General features: G+C 61.4%; 16 protein-coding genes. 2 read left to right on the top strand and 14 right to left on the bottom strand.

Annotation, left to right across the window (positions count from 1 at the left end; all coding sequences use genetic code 11):
* Nucleotides 1-105 precede the first annotated feature (105 nt).
* Nucleotides 106-1,179 carry an autotransporter outer membrane beta-barrel domain-containing protein gene (locus HP062_RS03750; RefSeq protein WP_172790841.1) on the bottom strand — a complete coding sequence of 358 codons (1,074 nt, stop codon included), beginning with the start codon at nt 1,177-1,179 and terminating at the stop codon, nt 106-108.
* 527 nt (nt 1,180-1,706) lie between these two features.
* Here HP062_RS03750 and HP062_RS03755 point away from each other — a divergent pair.
* Both HP062_RS03755 and HP062_RS03760 read left to right on the top strand, forming a co-directional pair.
* On the top strand, nt 1,707-2,477 hold the full coding sequence (locus HP062_RS03755; protein WP_010459933.1) for a DUF2092 domain-containing protein: 771 nt from the start codon (nt 1,707-1,709) through the stop codon (nt 2,475-2,477).
* Nucleotide 2,478: 1 nt separating this feature from the next.
* Entirely contained in the window at nt 2,479-3,042 is a 564-nt protein-coding gene (locus HP062_RS03760) for a hypothetical protein (RefSeq protein ID WP_010459935.1), read from the top strand.
* A 12-nt stretch (nt 3,043-3,054) separates the two neighbouring features.
* Here the strand turns inward: HP062_RS03760 and HP062_RS03765 are convergent, their stop codons facing one another.
* The 13 genes from HP062_RS03765 to HP062_RS03825 all read right to left on the bottom strand — a co-directional run bounded on the left by HP062_RS03765 (nt 3,055) and on the right by HP062_RS03825 (nt 20,484).
* Complete coding sequence (locus HP062_RS03765; RefSeq protein WP_010459937.1) at nt 3,055-3,855, bottom strand: endonuclease/exonuclease/phosphatase family protein; 801 nt, start codon at nt 3,853-3,855, stop codon at nt 3,055-3,057.
* A gap of 196 nt (nt 3,856-4,051) precedes the next feature.
* Nucleotides 4,052-4,810, bottom strand: a complete 759-nt coding sequence (locus HP062_RS03770; protein WP_077749963.1) for a PIG-L deacetylase family protein — start codon at nt 4,808-4,810, stop codon at nt 4,052-4,054.
* Between the two features lie 124 nt (nt 4,811-4,934).
* Complete coding sequence (locus HP062_RS03775; protein ID WP_010459942.1) at nt 4,935-5,594, bottom strand: glycosyltransferase family 2 protein; 660 nt, start codon at nt 5,592-5,594, stop codon at nt 4,935-4,937.
* The gene (locus HP062_RS03780; protein WP_083376847.1) at nt 5,591-6,190 is read right to left on the bottom strand and encodes an SAM-dependent methyltransferase; all 600 of its coding nucleotides are present in this window, start codon (nt 6,188-6,190) and stop codon (nt 5,591-5,593) included. The genes HP062_RS03775 and HP062_RS03780 overlap by 4 nt, the downstream gene beginning before the upstream one ends.
* Nucleotides 6,187-6,945 (bottom strand): PIG-L deacetylase family protein, encoded by a 759-nt coding sequence (locus tag HP062_RS03785; RefSeq protein ID WP_172790842.1) that lies wholly within the window; start codon nt 6,943-6,945, stop codon nt 6,187-6,189. Before HP062_RS03785 ends, HP062_RS03780 begins: the two co-directional genes overlap by 4 nt.
* Nucleotides 6,942-7,931 (bottom strand): acyl-CoA dehydrogenase, encoded by a 990-nt coding sequence (locus HP062_RS03790; RefSeq protein WP_172790843.1) that lies wholly within the window; start codon nt 7,929-7,931, stop codon nt 6,942-6,944. The genes HP062_RS03785 and HP062_RS03790 overlap by 4 nt, the downstream gene beginning before the upstream one ends.
* Nucleotide 7,932: 1 nt before the next feature.
* Entirely contained in the window at nt 7,933-10,092 is a 2,160-nt protein-coding gene (gene glgX, locus HP062_RS03795) for a glycogen debranching protein GlgX (protein WP_077749961.1), read from the bottom strand.
* Nucleotides 10,093-10,286: 194 nt separating this feature from the next.
* The gene (locus tag HP062_RS03800) at nt 10,287-10,601 is read right to left on the bottom strand and encodes a DUF2934 domain-containing protein (RefSeq protein ID WP_083376845.1); all 315 of its coding nucleotides are present in this window, start codon (nt 10,599-10,601) and stop codon (nt 10,287-10,289) included.
* 21 nt (nt 10,602-10,622) lie between these two features.
* Entirely contained in the window at nt 10,623-13,403 is a 2,781-nt protein-coding gene (locus tag HP062_RS03805; protein WP_172790844.1) for a malto-oligosyltrehalose synthase, read from the bottom strand.
* Entirely contained in the window at nt 13,400-15,478 is a 2,079-nt protein-coding gene (gene malQ, locus HP062_RS03810) for a 4-alpha-glucanotransferase (protein ID WP_172790845.1), read from the bottom strand. Before malQ ends, HP062_RS03805 begins: the two co-directional genes overlap by 4 nt.
* The gene (treZ, locus tag HP062_RS03815; RefSeq protein WP_102593620.1) at nt 15,471-17,270 is read right to left on the bottom strand and encodes a malto-oligosyltrehalose trehalohydrolase; all 1,800 of its coding nucleotides are present in this window, start codon (nt 17,268-17,270) and stop codon (nt 15,471-15,473) included. The genes malQ and treZ overlap by 8 nt, the downstream gene beginning before the upstream one ends.
* Before the next feature lie 16 nt (nt 17,271-17,286).
* Nucleotides 17,287-18,873, bottom strand: a complete 1,587-nt coding sequence (gene glgA, locus HP062_RS03820) for a glycogen synthase GlgA (RefSeq protein WP_172790846.1) — start codon at nt 18,871-18,873, stop codon at nt 17,287-17,289.
* A 597-nt stretch (nt 18,874-19,470) separates the two neighbouring features.
* On the bottom strand, nt 19,471-20,484 hold the full coding sequence (locus HP062_RS03825) for an aldo/keto reductase (RefSeq protein WP_010459960.1): 1,014 nt from the start codon (nt 20,482-20,484) through the stop codon (nt 19,471-19,473).
* Between the last annotated feature and the right edge of the window lie 39 nt (nt 20,485-20,523).

Here is a 20,523-nt window from a genome sequence, read left to right on the forward strand (position 1 = left end):
CCCACGCTCCGCGTGGGAATGCAGCCCCGGGACGCTCCGCGTCCCTACGATGTGACGCAGAGCGCCACTGGAGGCATTCCCACGCGGAGCGTGGGAACGATCACTTCACCACCGCATCCGCACACCCAGACTCCCGATCAACCCATTCAAATCATTTTCATCCACATCACTGCTGTAATCGGCGCTGACGTAGAAACTCACCGCGGGCGTGACTCTGGCCACCAGCCCCAACCCCACTTCGACCGTCGATGAGTTGCGGCTGCTGCTGATCTTGTCGACCTGATCGAGGGTCACGGTGTTGCCGGTGTACACGGTGTGCCACAAGTTGGTCCGCACATAGGGTTCGACCCCCAGGCCGTTGATGTCGTAACTACCTTTCAACCTTGCGCCGACCCGGCCGCTCCAGGACGTCAGGTCGCTGGACGATGCATTACTTGAACCGGCATAAGGCGTATCCAGCGTGATGCGCTGATTGATCAACTGCGCTTGCGGTTCGACAACCCAGTTTTCGCTGACCCCAATCGGAAATCCGCCTTCCACCGACAACGTCACCGCACTGCCTTCGGTTGCCATCCGCGCGCCCTGGTCGTTACGGCTGAAACCGGCGACCCGTCCACCACTGGCCGACAGATCCACGTGCCAGCCTTGTGGCCCGGTCAGGCTCCAGTAGGCGCCGAGGCTCTGGCCTTGAAGGTTGAGGGTGTCGGTCTCGGGGGCGGCGAGGGCGCGACTGGTCAACAGGCCGTTGCTGTTGCCTTGTAACTGCGTCATCCCGCCGATCAGGCCGACCCGTTGGGTATGGCCGCTACCGCTTTGCAGGGTCAGGATCGCCGGGCCTTTGAATTCGGTGCTGCCAGGGCTGGAAAACCCTTGGGTCATTACATCGGTCTGTGCTTGTCGCGATGCCTGTCCGTACAACTGGTCCCAGGTCGAAGGCGCGGCATCTTCGATGGTCAGGCGAGAACTTCGTGTATCGGAGGCGGCGCTGAAATGGCCGGGGTAGGGGGCGGTGATGTGTATCGTGGGCAAGGTCATTGCCGGAACATCCTGGCGATACCAGGGGGCGGTTTCATCCTCTGCGTGCCCGGCTTGCACCTCCATGGACGAACACAGCAGCAGAGAACTCGAGACAGTGCAAAAAGTGATTTTGATCTCTTGTTGGGTGAATGAAGTTTTCATGGGGGTCTACCTTGCAATCGCATGCCGTATCTCGCTTTGGCGTCTCTCCTACCCCGAATGAGGGGCGACCGAATGGATTGAGGCAAGCCGCTGGCCGCCCGATTTCGCGGGTGTCTGGAGGTTTGCCCCTGGTGGATTTCCGGGGGTAGTAACGTGAAGCTAAGAAGACCCTTGACAATGCGTCAAGAAAATGGCCGATAGGCGGTAATGGAATTTTAGTGCTCGCAAGTGACTGATTTTTGCCGCGCATCTAAGTACTTGTTTGTTCGAAAAATCGTCAAAAAACCCTCGGGCCAGAGCCTTTGGGTAGTGGGCTACCGGTCTGTCCGGACGGGGTTCAGGGCCTGCTTGCCCGACGATGTCCATGTCTCGATTCTGTCAGTAATGCTGCGCTGAAATGAACGCAAGGGAATCGCTGTCCTCACACCGGTTTGTCTATCTGGCGAACAGGACTGGCCGCAACTAGGCTGAACATTCAGCCACAAGGTTTCGGGCGGCAGCCCGGCGCAGGGACAGGAGCAAAATCGATGAAAACCCAACCCAGTGTTTTCTGCCTGATGTTTACCCTGCTCCTTGCCCCAGGGGCTCGCGCCGAAGAGGCACCGGCGGCGGACGCCACCCCGATCATCAATCCGCAGGTGGTCGATAAGCTGATTGATATGGGCAACTACCTGCGCAGCCTGTCGAAGTTTCAGGTAGATGCCGAAGTGACCCTGGATACCGTCCTGGAGACCGGGCAGAAGATCAAGTCCGAGGCTTCCACTACTCTGAAAGTGCTGGGGCATGACCGTATGTATGCCCGGACAGAAGGCGATGTCCGAACGCGAGAGTTCTTCTATAACGGCAAGAAACTGACCCAGTACTCACCGTACCTCAAGTACTACACCACGGTGGATGCTCCGCCCAAGGTGTCCGAAACCCTGCACATGATCGAAAACCATTACGGGATCCAGATCCCCATGGAAGACCTGTTTCTGTTTGGCAGCGATCAGGCCCAGATCGATGCACTCAAGGAAGCCCTGTACGTGGGACCGTCGACGATCAAGGGCCAACTCTGTGATCACTTGGCCTTTCGGCAGGAGGGCGTCGACTGGCAATTGTGGATCACACGGTCCGAGAAGCCACTGCCGTGCAAACTGGTGATTACCACCACCGATGAGCAAAGCTTTCCGGAATACAGCGCGGTGTATCACTGGAACCTGAAGCCTGGCCTCCAGGAGTCGATGTTCACCTTCAAACCGGCCAAGGGTGATGTGGCGATTGCGCTGAAGAAAGCCGCTGATCAGGGAGGGGAATGACATGAACCGGTCGATGTCGTGGAGCCTGTTTGTATCGCTAGCCACTGCCGCAGTGCTGACTGTCGGCCTGATCGCCGAAGCGGATGCCCGGCCACGGGGTCAGGGGCAGGCAAGGGCGTCAGTCAACCGTGCGCCAGCCCCCAATGCCCAGCGGGCGCAGCGGATCAATACCCCGCCGCGCGCGAGCAACGTCAATGCGGGCAATCGGGTGAACTCAGGCAACCGGGTCAATGCCGGGAACACTGTCGGCAACCGTACCAACATCAACAACAGCACTCGTAACGTCAACATCAACAACAATCGCGACGTCGACATTGATGTCGATGGGCATGGCCGCTATGGCTACGACGATCACTATCATCCGATCGCCACGGCGGCGGCGGTGACCGCGACGGTCGCGGTGACAGCAGCGGTGGTTGGCTCGATCCTGACGCCGGCACAAATGCCCACCAGTTGCGTGCAGGTCATGCAATACAACACGGTGTACATGCAGTGCGGTTCGACCTGGTACCAGCCGCAGTATCAGGGCAGCAATGTGACCTATGTTGTGGTCAACGCACCTTGATGCATTGATCGCTCAGAGGTGCACTTCCACCGCCAACGGCAAGTGGTCCGACAGGTGCGTCCAGGGTTTATTGCCGAGAATTCGCGGGTTGTGGCTGCTGGCGTTGCGCAGGTAGACCCGGTCCAGGCGCAGCAGCGGAAAGCGCGCCGGGTAGGTTTTCGCCGGGCGGCCATTGTGGCGTTCGAAGGCTTCGTGCAGGTAATTGCGACGGGAGAGGGCGGCGTTGCCTTGCAGCTGCCAGTCGTTGAAGTCGCCGGCGATGATGACCGGCGCATCGTCGGGCAGGGATTCGAGCAGTAGGCAGAGCAGTTGCAGCTGCAACTGGCGATGACTTTCCAGCAAGCTCAAGTGCACGCAGATCGCATGGACTTCCGCGTGCCCCGGCACGTCCAGTACACAGTGCAGCAAGCCGCGGCGTTCGGGGCCGGTGATCGAGACATCGAGATTGCGGTGTTCGCGAATCGGGTATTTCGATAGCAGCGCGTTGCCATGATGGCCGTTGGGGTAAACGGCGTTGCGACCGTAGGCGAAATCGCTCCACATGCTGTCGGCCAGGAACTCGTATTGCGAGGTCTGCGGCCAGTCGTTGTAACGGGAGGAATGCCGATCGTGCTCGCCGACCACTTCCTGCAGGAATACAAGATCGGCCGACGTACTGCGCACCGCTTCTCGCAGCTCCGGAAGGATGAAACGCCGGTTGAGGGCGGTAAACCCTTTGTGGGTGTTGACCGTCAGCACCCTCAATCGATGAATCGCCGGGGGCGAGTCCAAGGGCACTGATTCAACGGCTCGCTGCTCGGAATCGCTGGTCACGTTCACTCCTCTGAATCTGGGCTGCTTATGCATGCGACTGATGCAGCGGCGGGCAGTTCAGTTTGAGCGACACCCATTCCATGTGGGAGCGAGCCTGCTCGCGATAGCGGAGTGACATCCAGCATTGATGTCGACTGCCCCAACGATATCGCGAGCAGGCTCTCTCCCGCAGGGATGGGTTGGATGGGGAATTGGGTCAGACAAAGACAACTTCATAGGGCAAACGCATGCGCTCCAGTATCACCCGGGGCAGCAGTGGCGCGATGCCGATGGCCGGTTCGCCGTCGAGCTGGCTGGCGTAGGCGTGGGTGGCGTGGCTTTTGCGCGCGACGGTCCAGGTGTCGAGGCGTACTTTGCGCGCACGATGCCAGGGAAAGAGTCCTTGATCTCGGGTCGGCCAGTGCCAGGCCCAGACCGGCAGTTCGTTGATCGTCGCGCCGACCATGCTCGCCGCATTGGCGCTGGCGCGGCCGACGGCGTCATGATCGCAGGTGCCGTCTTCGCGCCAGGTAGTGAACACCACATCGCCGGGGCGCAAATAACGGGCGATGAATTGGGTCAATTGGGTTTCATGCTTGGCCAGGGCGTTGTCGGTAAAGCCGCCGCGAATCCACTTCAGGCTGTGCATCGGCAAACCGAGCCGGCGCAAGGCTTCGACGCTTTCCTGGCCGCGAAACACACTCAGGCGTTTCTCTGACCACTGTTGCGAGCCCGGATGGCTGGCGCTGCCATCGGTGATCGAGATCAATTGCAGGGGATGACCCAACGAGGATAGGAGCTGAAGCAAGCCTCCACACATGACCACTTCATCGCCAGGATGCGGCGCAATGACCACGGCACGCGCGCCAGTGGGGACCAGGGTCTCGGTGTTGATGACGGGGATGTTGTCCAGTTGCCGGGCGCTGTTCCAGACCTGTCCCGGCAAGCTGCTTTCGATGAGGGAAACGGGTTTCATCGGGCTACGTCCTTGTTCTGTTTGAGAGCAATGTGCAGCGCTCCATACCCTGGATTGCCGCGAGGAGAGTATTGCTCAAGTCTCGCTATTCGTCGCGTGGTGCTGGCATCTGAGACGGTATTTTTTAACCAGGCTGTACCAGGTCTCGCAAATAATCGCCGAAACCACCGCGTGCGCGACTGTCCAGCCGAGCACTGGTCAGCACTTGCGGGCGATGGCTCCAGGCTATGTTTGCGCCACAGCGTTCGAGTTGTCGCACCAGTTGCACATCTTCGTCACAGGCCAGCGGTTCGAAACCGCCGGCGCGCTGATAGGCGTCAGCACTGATGCCCAGATTGGCTCCATGAATGTGCCGATGACCTTCGCGGGCCTGATAGTGCTGGTGATAGCGAATCTGAGCCGACTCATCGAACGCCTCGTGCCACGCCTCCACCGTAACCGTGCCGCACACCGCATCGACGTCGAGGGCCAGTTGCGCCACCAGCCAATCGTGCGCCACACGGCTGTCGGCATCGGAACAGGAAATCCAGCGAGCCCCGCGCTCCAGCAGAAACCGTGCGCCGGCGGCGCGAGCCTGACCGACGTTGCGTGCCTCGATCGCCAGACTGTGCACCGGATAGGCGCTGACGATCTCCGAGGACCGGTCGGTGCAACTGTCGAGCACCACCAATACCTCGACCGTTTCACCGCCCAGCCGCTCGTGTTGCGCGGCGAGCAGGGCCGCCTCAAGGCAGTCTTCGAGCAAGTCTTCTTCGTTATGCGCGGGGATCAGAATGCCGATCATCGCAAGCCCTCCAGAGCCGCCACGGAGCGTGGTTCACGACTCCAGAGTTCCAGTAGAAAATCCGCTTCCTGATGCAGGGCCAGTCGCGGCAAATGCAAATGTTCGTGGAGCAAGTCATGGACTTGCCGGGCGTTCAACGGACAGCCGTCGATGGGCGGGCGCCAGTGGCAGGCCAGCAGTTGGCCGTCGGCGGTCAGCGATTGTGCGGCCTGTTCGATCAGGCGTTTCAGATCATCGGCGTCGAGGTAGTAGCCGATCTCGCTGAGCACGATCAGGTCGAATTTCTCGTCCGGCCAATCGGCAGGCAAGCGGCTGTGGCGGACTTCGGCGTGGTCGAACGGGCCGAGTCGGGTGCGAGCCAGCGTCACGGCTGCGGGGGCGGTGTCGCAACACAGCAGACGATCGCAGCGGCTGGCCAGCTCAAAGCTCAACTCGCCGTTGGCGCAGCCGGGCTCAAAGATCGCCCGGTAGTGAGGGCGGGGCAGTGCGGCGAGGGTGATTGCGCGTTTGCGCTGTTCATACCAGCGCTGACGGAACGACCAGGGATCATCGTTGCCGGCAAACAGACCGTCGAAATAGCGGTCGTCGACGCTCATACAAACACCACTTCGAACGGTTGCAGCAGCCGTTCCAGCACATAGGGCGCCAGCACGGGCGGCAAGCCGATGTGCGGGTCACCCTCCAACTGGCTGGCAAAGGCGTGGATCGCGTGGCGTTTGCGCGCGACCAGGTGCGGGGCCAGGAGAATTTTTCGCGCCCGGTGCCACGGCACGAAACTGTCTTCAGGTGTCGCCCAGTGCCAGGTCCACACGGGCAATTCATAGACGGTCGCACCCGCTCGTCTTGCCGCTGTGGCGCTGGCCCGGCCCACGGCTTCGTGGTCGCAATGGCCGTCCTCGCGCCACGTGGTGAATACCACGTCGTTGGGGTGCAAGTGACGTTCGATGAACTCGCTCAGCTCGCTTTCTCGATCAGCGACCTGGCTGTCCTTGAATCCACCGCGCAGCCATTTCAGGCTGTGCAGGGGCACACCGAGACGTCGCAAGGCTTCGACCGATTCCTGTGGCCGCACCGCGCTCAGGCGCTCCACCGGCCAGCGCTCGGAGCCGGGATGGCTGGCGCTGCCATCGGTGACCGAGATCAGTTGCAAGGGTCGACCGGCGTCGGCGAGCAATTGCAGGAAACCGCCGCAGCCCAGCACTTCGTCATCCGGGTGCGGAGCGATGATCACTGCGCGGGCACCTTCCGGCACCAGGCTCAGGATATCGATCACCGGTAACTGCGCCAGGTGGCTGGAGGTCTGCCACCGATGAAGCGACGTGCCCTGGCCGACGATAGGGTTGGTTTTCATAACGTCCATGTTCCGGTAATGACGGTTTGGCCGAGGGCGGCGAGGTCCCGTTCGGCGTGGCTTTGGCGCAGGAACACCGGCAGGTCGGCGATCAATCGGGCGAACTGCCGATCCCTACAGTAGGGACCCGCGCCGAGGGCGTGGCCGACATGCAACATGACCTGTTCGGCGGTGTGTTCCACCACCGCCCGGGCGCGCCGGGCCAGCAGTTCGGCGTCGTCCCGCGGGGCGGCGTCGATCATCAGCGCGCTGACCCGCAAGACCTCGGCGGCGGCATGCAGCGCACTGTCGACGGCACCGAGGTGAGCGAGGGCGTGGGGTTCTTCATGGTGCGCGCAATGGCTGCGCAGGCGTTCGGCAATGCTTTGCGCCGCGCCGTACCAGCAGGCGGCAATGCCAATGCCGCCCTGCCAAAAACCGGGCCGATTCAGGTAATCGCCGGGTGAACCGATGGCTTGGCCTTCGGCGCCTTCGAACAGCACTTCGACGCTGCCGGAGGCGCCCATGCCGACCGCTTGCCAGCCTTGATCGGTCACGGTCACGCCGGGTTGATCCAGCGCCACCGCAACCAATTGCTGGCAGTCCTGTTGATCCCAGGCCGTGAGCAGCGCATGACTCAACACCGCCGCGCCCGAGCACCAGGCCTTGCGCCCGTTCAACTCGACCATGTGTCCCTGCGGACGGACGCGCACCCGGGCGTTTGGCGGTTCAGCGGCCCACATCCCCCACGTGCTGCCCGGTGTCGGCGAGCCACCCAACTGCTGGATGATCGCCAGCGCATCGGTATGGCCTTCGTACAACTTGCACAACCCCAGGTCATGCCCACCGACGTCGGCCAATCGCTGGAATCGCTCCAGTGTCCGGCCACTGCCTGGCAGCGGAAGCTGATCAAGCCCGGCCTCCACCAACGCCCGCAGGCACCGGCCTAGCGCCTGAGTATCGGCGTAGTCCGGTGGCTGGCGAGTGAGAAACGCTTGAAGGTCCATTTCACTCTTCTTCCTCATGCTGCAATTCGAACAGCAGCAGCGAACGACCGGTGACGGAGTACTCGTGACCGAACTCGAAGCGTTCCTGCCCGCGAATCGACGGTTGATTGGTGTCGACCATGCACGTCCAGTGATAGCCGTCCGGCACTTCCGGCAAGGTGAAGTTGACGATGTCGTGGTGCGCGTTGACCACCAGCAACAGGGTTGCGTTACCGCCCTTGCGGCGGATACCGGTTTCCTGGGCGCGGCCGTCCATCAACATGCCGAGGCAGCGGCCGTGCGGTTCTTCCCACTGCTCGGTGGACATTTCACTGCCATCCGGGGCGAGCCAGGTCACGTCCTTGACGCCGATGTCCTCGTTGTAATTGCCCACCAGGAAGCGTCCGCGACGCAGGATCGGATAGGCCAGGCGCAACTTGATCAGGCGCTTGACGAACTTGAGCAGGGCCTTGCCGTCTTCGCTCAGGTCCCAATTGACCCAGCCGATGTCGCTGTCCTGGCAATAGGCGTTGTTGTTGCCTTCCTGGGTCCGGGCGAACTCGTCGCCGGCCACCAGCATCGGGGTGCCTTGGGACAGCAGCAGCGTGGCGAAGAAATTGCGCATTTGCCGCTGACGCAGTTCATTGATTTCCGGATCGTCAGTCGGGCCTTCGACGCCGTGGTTCCAGGACAGGTTGTTATTGCTGCCGTCCTGATTGTTCTCGTCGTTGGCTTCGTTGTGCTTGTCGTTGTACGACACCAGGTCATTGAGGGTAAAACCGTCATGGGCGGTGATGAAGTTCAACGAGGCATAGGGCCGTCGGCCGCGCTGATTGAACATCTCGCCGGACGCCGTCATGCGGCTGGCGAAGTCGGCCAGTTGGCCGTCATCGCCTTTCCAGAACGCGCGCACGGTGTCGCGGAACTTGTCGTTCCACTCGACCCAGCCCGGCGGAAAACCGCCGACCTGATAACCGCCGGGGCCGCAATCCCATGGCTCGGCGATCATCTTCACCTGGCGCAGCACCGGGTCCTGGCGGCAGGCCACAAGGAAGCTGTGACGTTCGTCGAAGCCTTCATGGTAGCGGCCGAGAATGGTCGCCAGGTCGAAGCGGAAACCGTCCACGTGCATTTCCGTGGCCCAATAGCGCAGGGAGTCGGTGACCATTTGCAGCACGCAAGGGTGACTCAAATCGAGGGTGTTGCCGGTGCCGGAATCGTTGATGTAGTAACGCTTGTCATCAGGCATCAAGCGGTAATACGAGGCGTTGTCGATGCCGCGCATGGACAGGGTAGGGCCTTGTTCGTTGCCCTCGGCGGTGTGGTTGTAGACCACATCGAGGATCACTTCCAGATTGGCTTCGTGCAGGTGCGCGACCATCTCCTTGAACTCGGCGATCTTGCCGCTGGCCAGGTAACGCGGGTCCGGGGCAAAGAAGGCGATGCTGTTGTAGCCCCAGTAATTGGTCATGCCTTTGTGCAGCAGGTGCTGGTCGTTCACGAAAGCGTGGATCGGCAGCAACTCCACCGACGACACCCCGAGCTTGCGAATGTGTTCCAGCACGTCATCGACCATCAACCCGGCGAAGGTGCCACGCACGTTCTCGGGGACCGAAGGGTGGCGCATGCTGATGCCGCGCACATGGGTTTCATAAATGATCGTCTTGTCCCACGGCACGCTGACGCGATGGTCGTTGCCCCAGGTGTGAGCCGGGTCGATCACCTTGCACTTGGGGACAAACGGTGCGCTGTCGCGTTCATCGAAACTCAAATCGGCGTCAGGATGCCCGATGGTGTAGCCGAACAACGCTTCGGACCATTTCAGCTGGCCGACCAGTTGTTTTGCATAGGGGTCGATCAGCAGTTTGTTGTGGTTGAAACGATGACCGTTGGCCGGGTCGTATGGGCCATAGACACGGTAGCCGTAAATCAGCCCTGGGTGGGCGTCGGGCAAATAGCCGTGGTAGATCTCGTCGGTGTATTCCGGCAGTTCGATACGTTCGAGTTCGACCTCGCCGGCATCGTCGAAGATGCACAGTTCGACTTTGGTGGCGTTGGCGGAAAACAAGGCAAAGTTGACCCCCAGACCATCCCAGGTCGCACCCAGCGGGAAGGGCAAGCCTTCACGGATTCGCGAGGCCTCGGCGTGAGGTTCTGGCGCGGCTTTCTTTGGATTGGACATAGATGCTCCTGCAAAAAGGGGATTCTTTGTAGGAGCGAGGCTTGCCCGCGAAGGCGGTGTTTCAGTCACAGTTGAATCGACTGACATGCCGCCTTCGCGGGCAAGCCTCGCTCCTACAGGTTTTTCGTGGGCGAGCAAGCCCACGGTGGCCAGGGGGCTGGCCACGAGGTCAATCAGGACGCGATAGTGAAGCGTCAGACAGCAGGTGGTTTGCGCGCTGCTTTAGGCTTCTTCTCGGCAGCTTTTTCGCCGGGCGGAATTACCTTTGAAGCCGCTGCAGGCTTGGCCTTGGCTTTCGGCTCGGGCACCTTGCCATTGGCTTTGGCCACAGCAGGCTTGGCAACCGTTTTACTGCCGGCAGCCTTGGGCAATTTTTTGGGGGCCAGGGCTTCGGCTTCAGCCAGCTTGCGCGCCATCTCCCAATGCCGGGCGTCCTGGCCCTCAGGCTTACCTTCCGATTCCCAGATTTGATAGGCAAATTCGCGAACGCGTTTATCGTCGGTACTCATCGCAATACTCCTGAACTGAACTCAAGCTTGGGTAAACGTTTGAATAAAGAGATTGACCGGGAAATCCCCCAGCGCGGCGCTGATGTTCAGCTCCCTGTGGTGTGTGACTGCGGTGCTCGAGAAAAGTCCCTTCAGATTTTCCTCGGAGGCGGTGAACGGTAATTTCACCCGTGTATCGCCCCAGCGCAGCGCGTCAACCCAGGGTTCGGCACTGTTTTCCAGCAGCGGGGCGCATCGAATCGGTACGATCACGATGGCCCGTTTTCCCTGATGTTCGCGAGCAAAGGCCAGCACTCGGTGAGCCTGGCTGCCCACGACCTCAAGGGCTTGATACGTCCCTCGTCGAAACAGCTCCGCATGCTCGGCCCGCAGGTTCAACACCTGCTTGATCAGGGTTTGCTTGATGTGCCCGTCACGCCAGTTGGTCAACAGGTCAGGCAGATTCAACGGCACCTGCATCGCCTGTTGGCGGCTCACGTAATCCACCGGCCGGCGGTTGTCCGGGTCCACTAGCGAGAAGTCCCAGTACTCGTTGCCCTGGTAGAGGTCCGGGATCCCCGGCACGGTCATGCGCAGCAAGGTTTGCGCCAACCCGTTGAGGGCACCGGGGACGGCGATGCTCTTGGCGGCTTTGCTGAGTGCGGTGCACAAGAGCTCGCCTTCAGGGCTGAGCAGCAAGCGTTGCAGGAATTGCTGAACGGCGTTTTCGTAAGCCTCGTTCGGCGCGCTCCAGCTGCTTTGCAATTTGGCTTCACGCAAGGCTTTTTGTTGCCACTGCCACACCCGTTGAGTGTAGTTCTCCAGCGCCGGTTGATCGTAACCGTGCAAGTCGAGTGGCCAGCTGCCGAGGAGCGCTTGATACAGGATCAATTCATCGCCCGCCGAGGGCATCTGGTCGTCTTCACGCAGGGGCCGGGCAAGTGTCCGCCACAGCGGGACCTGCTCGGCGTACCAGGTGCTGCGTTCACTCAACACCGCCAACCGCGCGCGGGTGTCTTCGCCGCGTTTGTGGTCGTGGGTGGCGGTGGCCAGCAGGTTGTCCGGAAACTGCTCCAGGCGATTGATGCAGACGGCATGGAAATCGGCGACCGGCGCACTGAATTGCTCGGTGCTGAAGCCCACATCATTGCGTGACAGCAGCACCGCTGAGCGATAGAACGCGGTGTCTTCCACGGCCTTGGCTGCGGCGGGTGAAGTCAGTTGCTGGAACCGCACACAGGCATGCTTGAGGATCTTGCGCTGACGACCCACCGGGCGTTTGCGCCACGGCTCACCGCCGAGCCAACCGGCCAGGCAATCGAGCACCGGCCAATCGGCCTCGCCGAGGGTCTGCCGGGCACCGTCCATGGCCTGCTGGAAAAACACATCGTCTTCGGCAGAACGGCCACGCGGGCTGATGTAGGTGCGGTACACCGGGAAATGCACGATCAGTTCCTGCAACGCCCGACGGATCGCGCCCAAGGTCAGGTCGCGGGTCATCAGATCGTCCCGAGCCACTTGCAGCAACGCCTGGGCCACACTCTCGAAATCACCGGCCAAGGAGCCGTTGAGAATCTGCTGGCGCGCCAATTGCGCTTCCTGACGGAAGTCGGCGGGTCGTTCGCTGAAGCGATTCCACAGTTCACCCAGAACCTTTTCACCCTCGGGATCGTGCTGCAGCAACGACATCTGGTTCATGAATTCGTACCCGGTGGTGCCGTCCACCGACCAGTCGCGGTGCAGGGTTTCACCTTCACCGAGAATCTTCTCCACGTAAATCGGCAGGTGCCGGTCGGGCGACAGGGTATCGACCCGACGCCGTAGTTTGCGGCAGTAGCCACGCGGGTCGGCGAGGCCGTCGATGTGGTCGATGCGCAGACCGTCGACCAGGCCTTCAGCCACCAACTCGAAGATTTTCGCGTGGGTCGCTTCGAACACGGCGGGGCGTTCGACCCGCAGGCCGCCCAATTCGTTGACATCGAAAAAACGCCGCCAATTGATGTCATCCGCCGCCGTGCGCCAACTGGCCAGCCGATAGCTTTGGCGTTCGAGCAGGTTGTGCAGCCGCTTAAAACCATCGGGCGTCAGCGAATCGTAGGCACTGAGATTCTGCTGAATGCACTGCAGGATCGCAGGGTCACTGGCCAGTTCGCGCAGCTCTGCCTTCAGCGGTTGCGCCAGGCTGTGCGAGTCGGTCTGGTAGCTCAAAGCACTGAAACGGTCGGCGAGAAACTTGAGTTGCTCGTCGTCGGTTCGCAGCAGTTCACCGTAGCTCGACGGGCAGATCGGGAAGTGATGCTCGTAGTGCTCGACATAAAACGCACCGCGTTGTGCATCAAAGCGCAAGGGCAGGGTGCCGTCTTGCAAGGCGACGCCGTAATCGCTGCCGAGGAAAGGCAGCAGCAACTGGCCCTCCATCAGCGGGTCGGGTGAGTGCCATTGAATGTCGAAAAACTCGCCGTAAGGGCTCAGGCGTCCCCACTCCAGCAAATCCAGCCACCAAGGGTTATCACTACCACCGACGGCCATGTGGTTGGAGACGATGTCGAGGATCAGCCCCATCTTGTGTTCGCGCAGGGCCGCAACCAGGCGGCGCAGGGCCGCTTCGCCGCCCAGCTCAGGGTTGACCGTGGTCGGGTCCACCACGTCGTACCCGTGCATTGAACCGGCGCGGGCAGCAAGCAGTGGCGAGGCATAGACGTGGCTGATGCCCAGGCTGGCAAAGTACGGCACCAACGGCACGGCTTGATCCAGCGTGAAGCCTTTATGGAATTGCAGGCGCAACGACGCGCGAAGCGGCAGCGGTTGTATTGACTGATTCATTGGTCACGCTCGCCAGCCTGAAGTCGCGCGCAGGCGAGCAATTCCAGGCGCCGCGAGGCGTCCGGGTCATCGAGCAGCGCTTCACTGCTGCCCGGCAAGCGCCGCGACCAGTTGGGGTGCGTGTCGATGGTGCCGGGCAGGTTGGCCTGTTGTTCGATGCCCAGGGCATCTTCCAGTGGCAGCAACACCAGCGGTGCCCGCGTATGCCCGAGAAAGCGTACCGCCGCGTCCAGTATCTGGTCCGTCTCATAGGATTCTTCGCGGAAGTTCTGCGGGTCCTCGCTCAGCACGCGACGCAGGCCTTCACGCTCGCGCTCACGGTGATGGCGCCATTCGATTTCACCCGTGGCATCGACCAGGCCCAATCGGGCGTTCCAGTCGATGTCACGGCCATGCCACCAGCCATTGAGCGTCGGCAGGTCATGGGTGCTGGTGGTCGCGAGGGCGTTGTCCGGCCAGTCGAGAATCGATTTGAAGTGCGCGTTGTCCTGTTCAAACAGCAGCACGCGCATGCCGAGGATCGACCGGGCGATGAGTTTTTCCCGCAGACCATCGGCCACCGTCCCGAGGTCTTCGCCCAGTACGATCGCCTGATGGCGATGGGATTCAAGGCTGAGCAGGCGCAGCAGGTCGTCCACCGGGTAATACAGGTAGGCGCCGTCGGCGGGCGGCGAGCCATTGGGGATCACCCACAGCCGTTGCAGGCCCATGACGTGATCAATGCGCAAGCCGCCGGCGTGGGCGAAATTGGCCCGGAGCATTTCGATGAAAGCGCGAAAGCCGTTGCGCACCAGGCCTTCAGGAGAGAATGCGGAAATGCCCCAGCCCTGGCCGGTGCGGTTGAGAATGTCCGGTGGCGCTCCCACCGTCAGTGAGGCGAGCAGTTCGTCCTGGCGACTCCACGCCTGACTGCCACCGCCGTCGGCACCCACCGCCAGATCAGCGATCAGCCCAATGCTCATCCCCGCGCTGCGGGCGGCGGTTTGTGCGCGCTCCAGGCAACGGGTGATCAGCCATTGGCTGAATGCGAAGAAGCCAATGCGACCGGCGTTCTCTTCGGCAAATTCGGCGAGGGCGGCGCTGCGCGGGTCGCGCCATTGTTCCGGCCACTCGCGCCAGTCGAGGGTTTCACCCTTGGCGGCGCGCGCTTCTTGTATGGCTTCGAAGCGGCAGTGGTTTTCCAGAGCCTCACCGGCCGCGTGGCGGAAACTGCTGAAATCGGCATGCAACGGGTGTTCGCCCTGGACGAAGCCCTCATACAAGGCTTGCAGCAAACGATGCTTGGCTTCGGCGGCCACGGGCCAGTCAATCAGCGGCTGTTCTTCCAGGTGTTGCAGTTCGGCAGCGAGGCCGGTGGCGTCTATCGCGGCACGCCACGCGCGCTCACCGAGAATAGCGCCCGGCGCAGCGTAGAGGCTGTTGAGAAACAACCGGCTGGATGGTGAATACGGGCTGTAGCGTTGGGTGTCGCTGCCAAACATCGCGTGGAGCGGACTGATCGCCAGCGCCTCGGCACCGCGTTCGCCGGCCACTCGAGCGAGGTCTTCCAGCGCCTGGGTATCGCCGAACCCGCCATCGCCGGCGCGACGCAGCGAGTACAACTGCACGCTGAGGCCCCAGGTGCGCGGGATCGGACTGTCGACGGCATCGCCGACGCTGTAGCAGCGCGCCGGTGCCACGGCCAGGGTAAATGATTGTCCGTCGATGCTGACGTGCTGATACCCGACCGGAACCAGGCCGGGCAGTTGGGCCTCGGCGTCCAGTTTCAGGTTGAGTCGTGAGCCATCTTCAAGGTGGATCTCGCACGGCGATTCCGGTTCAAAGAAATGCGCCAGGTCGAGGCTGACGCCGAAATCGGCGGTAATGAGCGGCGGCAGATGCCGGGTCTGTTGCACCTCCTGCAATTGCAGGAGGCTGGCGTCAATTTCCTGTGCGGTGCTGGCCGGGTGGCCGAGTCCGATCAGGACATTGCGCAATACCGAGGGGGCGACTTTCTGCGGGCGGCCGTTGGCGTCGATCCAGTCGACTGCCAAACCGGCACGGCCGGCCAGTATTTCCAATTGCGCATCACTCATTGGCGCTCTCCATCCGGGGGTAGCAAGGGGCTGCGGCCGTGAGGCTGACTAGCGCGCAATACGGGGCAAGGGTGCCCTGTTCCAACAGGCCGGCTGACTGAGGCGGCGTTTCGAACAACAACCTGGCGTCGGCCTGTGGGGAGTGGACCACTGGCTTGTCGCTGAGGTTCAGGTCAATGCGCAGCTGACGGCCATTGCCCAGTCGCCAGCGCGCTGTCACTGCACCTTCGCCCAACACCTCGGCACCCAGGGCTTGAGCGCCCGGCAGGTGGGGGATGATGTGGTCGTGGCGAATCCGCAGCAGTTGGTGATACAGCCCCTGCATGGCCGATTGCCGGGTGGCGGTCAGTTTTGGCCGCGACGCTTCAAAGGTCTGTGGCGCGTTCGGATCGGGGATCTGTTCGCGTCTATGAGGATCGGCAAAGGCGCTGAAGGCCGCGAATTCATTCCGTCGCCCTTCGCGGACCAGCTCCGCCAGTTCACCGTGATGGCTGGTAAAGAACAGGAACGGCTCTTCGGCCGCGAATTCGTCGCCCATGAACATCAGAGGGATCATCGGCGACAGCAGCAACAGCGCGGTCGCCGCTTTCAGGGCTTCGAGGGGAGCCAGTTGATGCAAGCGTTCGCCGAAGGCACGGTTGCCGATCTGGTCATGGTTCTGCAAAAACAGCACGAACGCGCTGGGCGGCAGGTGACCGCTGGGCTCGCCCCGGGTTGTCCCGTGGCGGGTCACGTGGCCCTGAAACACGAAGCCCTGGCTCAGGCAGCGCGCCAGTTTTTCCGTGGGGTTGTCGGCATAGTCGGCGTAGTAGGCGTCGGTTTCACCGGTCAGCAAAACGTGCAAGGCGTTGTGGCCGTCATCGTTCCACTGCGCGTCGAATCCTTCCTCCAGCAGGCTGGCCTGGTTGTGTTCGTTCTCGACCGTCAGCCAGACGTGCCGCGCCGGGTTGGTTTGCTCGCGAACCGTCTGCGCCAGTTCCTGAAGAAAGTCCGGGCTCTCAATGGCGTGCACGGCATCCAGGCGCAGACCATCGAAGCGGTATTCCAGCAACCACATCAGCGCATTGTCGATAAAAAAGTCCCGCACTTCTCGGCGCCGGAAATCGATGGCCGCGCCCCAAGGCGTGTGCTTGTCTTCGCGAAAAAAACCCTTGGCGTAGTGATGCAGGTAATTGCCGTCCGGGCCGAAGTGGTTGTAGACCACGTCGAGAATCACCGCCAGGCCATGGCCGTGGGCGGTGTCGATCAGGTGTTTAAGTTGTTCGGGAGTGCCATAGGACGATTGGGGCGCGTAGGGCAGAACCCCGTCGTAACCCCAGTTGCGATCGCCGGGGAACTGCGCCAGCGGCATCAGCTCGATCGCGGTGATGCCCAGATCAACGAGGCGCGCCAGGTGCTTCTCGACTTCACTGAAGCCGCCGAGCGCACCGACATGCAATTCGTAGATGACCGCCTCGTTCCAGGGGCGGCCGGTCCAGGCGCTGTTCTGCCACTGATAGGCGAGTGGATCGACCACCACGCTGTGGTCGCCGATATCGCCGGCCTGCGCGCGGGAGGCCGGGTCCGGCACTTCCAGCTCGCCATCGATGTTGTAGCGGTAACGCGTACCCGCCGTGCAACGGGTCTTGATCACGAACCAGCCATCAGCCTGAGGCAGTAGCGGCAAGGATTGTCCATCTTCCAGTTCGACACTGACGTAAAACGCATCTGGCGCCCACAAGGCAAAACGCGTGTGTTCTGCGTCCAGCATGATTGCGCCGTGGGGCCAGGTCTCAAGGGTCCGTAACGGCATCGTTGAAAGCCTCTTTTTACTGTTTGCCCGATTTACCCAGGGCTTTGGCGACCAGTCGTTCGTAGAGTTCGGCGTAGGGTTCAACCGCCTTGCACCAGTTGAACGGCGCGGCCATGGCGCGGCACCGCATGGCGCTGAGCAGGTCGGGGAAGGCGAACACCTTGAACGCGCGGCTCAGGGCTTCTTGATAGCTCTCCACCGTGGATTCGTCGAACAGGAAACCGGTCACGCCGTTTTCGATGGTGTCGGCCAGACCGCCGGTATTGCGGGCCACCGGCAGCGAGCCGAAGCGCTGGGCGTACATCTGGCTCAAGCCGCATGGCTCGTAACGCGACGGCATCAACAGGAAATCACTGCCGGCGAACATGCGACGGGCGTCGGTTTCATTGAAGCCGATGCGCACGCCGATTTGCCCGGGGAAGCGCAGGGCGAGTTCCCGCATGGCTTGTTCTTCTTCGGGCTCGCCACGACCGATGATCGCGATCTGGCCCCCGTTGTTGACGATGTATTCGGAGACCGCTTCGGTCAGGTCCAGACCTTTCTGATAGACCAGGCGCGAGACCACGGCGAACAGCGGGCCTTCGGAGTCTTCCAGGCCGAACAGGTCGCGGACATGGGCGGCGTTGACTGCTTTGCCGTCCCAGTCGCCGATGCCGAACGGGCAGAACAGGTGCGGGTCGGTGGCGGCGTCCCAGCTTTCATCGATGCCATTGGGAATACCGCTGAGCAGGCCTTGCTGGGTCTTGGCGGCGAGAAAGCCGTCGAGACCGCAGCCGAAGGCCGGCGTGGTGATTTCCTGGGCGTAAGTGGCGCTGACAGTGGTGATGTGGCTCGAATAGGCCATGCCGGCCTTGAGGAACGACATCTTGCCGTAGAACTCCATGCCTTCCTGTTGCAAGGCATGGTTGGGAATACCGAGTTCAGGGCACGAGCCCAGGCTGGTGACGCCTTGATAGGCCAGGTTGTGAATGGTGAAGAGCGTCGGGGTGCGCTGTCCACGCCAGTGCATGTAGGCCGGCGCCAGGCCGGCTGGCCAGTCATGGGCATGCACCAGATCCGGGCACCAGTGAATTTGTGCCAGATTGGCGGCGATATCGGCGGCGGCCAGGCCCAGGCGGGCGAAACGAATGTGGTTGTCCGGCCAATCGCGGCCGTTGTTGGCGCCGTAAGGCGAACCTTCGCGCTCGTAGAGTTCGGGGCAGATCAACACGTAAATGACCAGACCGTCCGGCATGTCCATGCGTCCGATCTTGCAGGGTGGCAGTGCGGCGTGCCCACCCAGTTCACCGATGATATGGATCGGGTTTTCACTGTGCAGCACTTGCGGGTAACCGGGGATCAGCACCCGCACATCGTGCAGATGAGACATGGCCCGGGGCAGCGCTGCGGAAACGTCACCCAGGCCGCCGGTCTTGACCAGATCGGCGATCTCGGAGGTGACGAACAATACCTTCTTTCTGTTCGGATTCTGACTGGCAGCCGGTGACAGCGTTTTGGTGCCTGGTACGCTGATCGATTTGGCGCTCGGAGCATTCACGGCGCTTGATTCGCCGACCTGCTGATGAGCACGCTCTCCCTGAATATCTAAAGCCGCACTAATCATATGAATCTCCCGTGTTGTTGATCTAATTCTAGGTCTGGCACCAACGGTGTTCGTGGCCAAATCCTGTGGCCGGGCGCAAACGCGCTTCGCATCGGTGAGCAAATGCTGCCCCATGCGCTAATGCAGAAAGGGTGAATGGGCCGTTGCAAGGAATGCACCAGTCGCTGAGGCCCTACCTTTAACCTGACCCTTGGGCAGGACCGAAAGTTTCGAGTTTTTTACCACCAGATGACTGACCGGTTTTACCTCGCGAAAATGAGTCTAGGCCAGATCCTAGAGCGGGGCAGGTCAAGTGGCGAAATTGTTCGACAATCGGTGGGGAGAGGGTAAAGGCACAACGCTTGTAGGGGGAAACGCACCGACGAAGGGCAGGTTTATTTTTCGGTATGGGTCAAAACGGGACTGGCAAGTCACGGTAACGGGCGTGGTTTACGGGGTTTTGCACCATTGCAGTGCGAGGTGTGTCGGGTGTGAGGGCCTCATCGCGAGCAGGCTCGCTCCCACAGGATCGCGGTCATCTGTGGACTATTTTCACTGCAAGCCGCTCCCACCTTGAAATGCGGTCCACTGTGGGAGCGAGCCTGCTCGCGAAAAATCTCAAGCCGTGCGCGGTTTGCGCCCTGAAACAAAATGACTCACATCATTGAACCCTGGCGTCGATGAATGCCCCGGCGTGACCAGCGAATCAATAAACGCCTCGTCTTCAGCCGTGATCTTCACTGCCTGCGCCTTGGTGTACGCATCCCATTGCTCCTCGGTGCGCGGTCCGACAATCGCCGATGTCACGGCGCTGTTGTTCAACACCCAGGCAATGGCGAACTCGACAATGCCCACGCCACGTTCCTGCGTGTACCGTTGAATCTGCTGGGCAATACGCAACGACTCCACTCGCCATTCGGTTTCCAGAATACGTTTGTCAGCGCGACCGGCGCGGCTGTTGGCGTCCGGTTTCACGTCCGGCGCATATTTGCCGCTGAGCACTCCGCGCGCAAGCGGACTGTAAGGCACCACGCCCAAACCATAATTTTGCGCGGCCGTGATCTGCTCGGTCTCGGCCTGACGGTTGACGATGTTGTACAGCGGCTGACTGATCACCGGCCGATCAACACCCAACTGATCCGCCACCCGGATCACCTCGGCAATCCGCCAGCCACGGTAGTTCGACAGGCCCCAGTACCGGATCTTGCCCTGGCGAATCAGATCGCCAATCGCCGACACGGTCACTTCCAGCGGCGTGTTGTGGTCTTCGCGGTGCAGGTAATAGATGTCGAGGTAGTCAGTGCCCAAACGCGTCAGGCTGGCATCAAGGCCATTGAAAATATGCTTGCGGCTCAACCCGCTGCGGTTCGGCACACCGTCCACCGGGCCAAAGCCGACCTTGGTCGCCAGCACCCATTCGTGACGGTTGCCGGCAATCGCTTCGCCGACGATCTCTTCGGAACGGCCGCCGGTGTAGACGTCCGCGGTGTCGATGAAATTGATGCCCTGGTCCCAGGCCTTGTCGATGATCCGCAGGGAATCTTCGGTACTGGTCTGTTCGCCGAACATCATGGTGCCCAGGGTCAGGGTCGACACCTGTAAACCCGAATGACCCAGCGTGCGATAACTCATGAGGAAATCCTTTTACCGTGGGAAAGCTTCAATCAAATA

Origin of the sequence: Pseudomonas sp. B14-6 (genome assembly GCF_013260315.1) — a bacterium.
Lineage (GTDB): Bacteria > Pseudomonadota > Gammaproteobacteria > Pseudomonadales > Pseudomonadaceae > Aquipseudomonas > Aquipseudomonas mandelii.

Excerpts from the sequence above, each read along its gene's own strand:
- HP062_RS03750 (WP_172790841.1), bottom strand. The coding sequence starts at position 1,179 with ATGAAAACTTCATTCACCCAACAAGAGATCAAAATCACTTTTTGCACT.
- HP062_RS03755 (WP_010459933.1), top strand. The coding sequence starts at position 1,707 with ATGAAAACCCAACCCAGTGTTTTCTGCCTGATGTTTACCCTGCTCCTT.
- HP062_RS03760 (WP_010459935.1), top strand. The coding sequence starts at position 2,479 with ATGAACCGGTCGATGTCGTGGAGCCTGTTTGTATCGCTAGCCACTGCC.
- HP062_RS03770 (WP_077749963.1), bottom strand. The coding sequence starts at position 4,810 with ATGAAACCCGTTTCCCTCATCGAAAGCAGCTTGCCGGGACAGGTCTGG.
- HP062_RS03775 (WP_010459942.1), bottom strand. The coding sequence starts at position 5,594 with ATGATCGGCATTCTGATCCCCGCGCATAACGAAGAAGACTTGCTCGAA.
- HP062_RS03780 (WP_083376847.1), bottom strand. The coding sequence starts at position 6,190 with ATGAGCGTCGACGACCGCTATTTCGACGGTCTGTTTGCCGGCAACGAT.
- HP062_RS03785 (WP_172790842.1), bottom strand. The coding sequence starts at position 6,945 with ATGAAAACCAACCCTATCGTCGGCCAGGGCACGTCGCTTCATCGGTGG.
- HP062_RS03790 (WP_172790843.1), bottom strand. The coding sequence starts at position 7,931 with ATGGACCTTCAAGCGTTTCTCACTCGCCAGCCACCGGACTACGCCGAT.
- glgX (WP_077749961.1), bottom strand. The coding sequence starts at position 10,092 with ATGTCCAATCCAAAGAAAGCCGCGCCAGAACCTCACGCCGAGGCCTCG.
- HP062_RS03800 (WP_083376845.1), bottom strand. The coding sequence starts at position 10,601 with ATGAGTACCGACGATAAACGCGTTCGCGAATTTGCCTATCAAATCTGG.
- HP062_RS03805 (WP_172790844.1), bottom strand. The coding sequence starts at position 13,403 with ATGAATCAGTCAATACAACCGCTGCCGCTTCGCGCGTCGTTGCGCCTG.
- malQ (WP_172790845.1), bottom strand. The coding sequence starts at position 15,478 with ATGAGTGATGCGCAATTGGAAATACTGGCCGGCCGTGCCGGTTTGGCA.
- treZ (WP_102593620.1), bottom strand. The coding sequence starts at position 17,270 with ATGCCGTTACGGACCCTTGAGACCTGGCCCCACGGCGCAATCATGCTG.
- glgA (WP_172790846.1), bottom strand. The coding sequence starts at position 18,873 with ATGATTAGTGCGGCTTTAGATATTCAGGGAGAGCGTGCTCATCAGCAG.
- HP062_RS03825 (WP_010459960.1), bottom strand. The coding sequence starts at position 20,484 with ATGAGTTATCGCACGCTGGGTCATTCGGGTTTACAGGTGTCGACCCTG.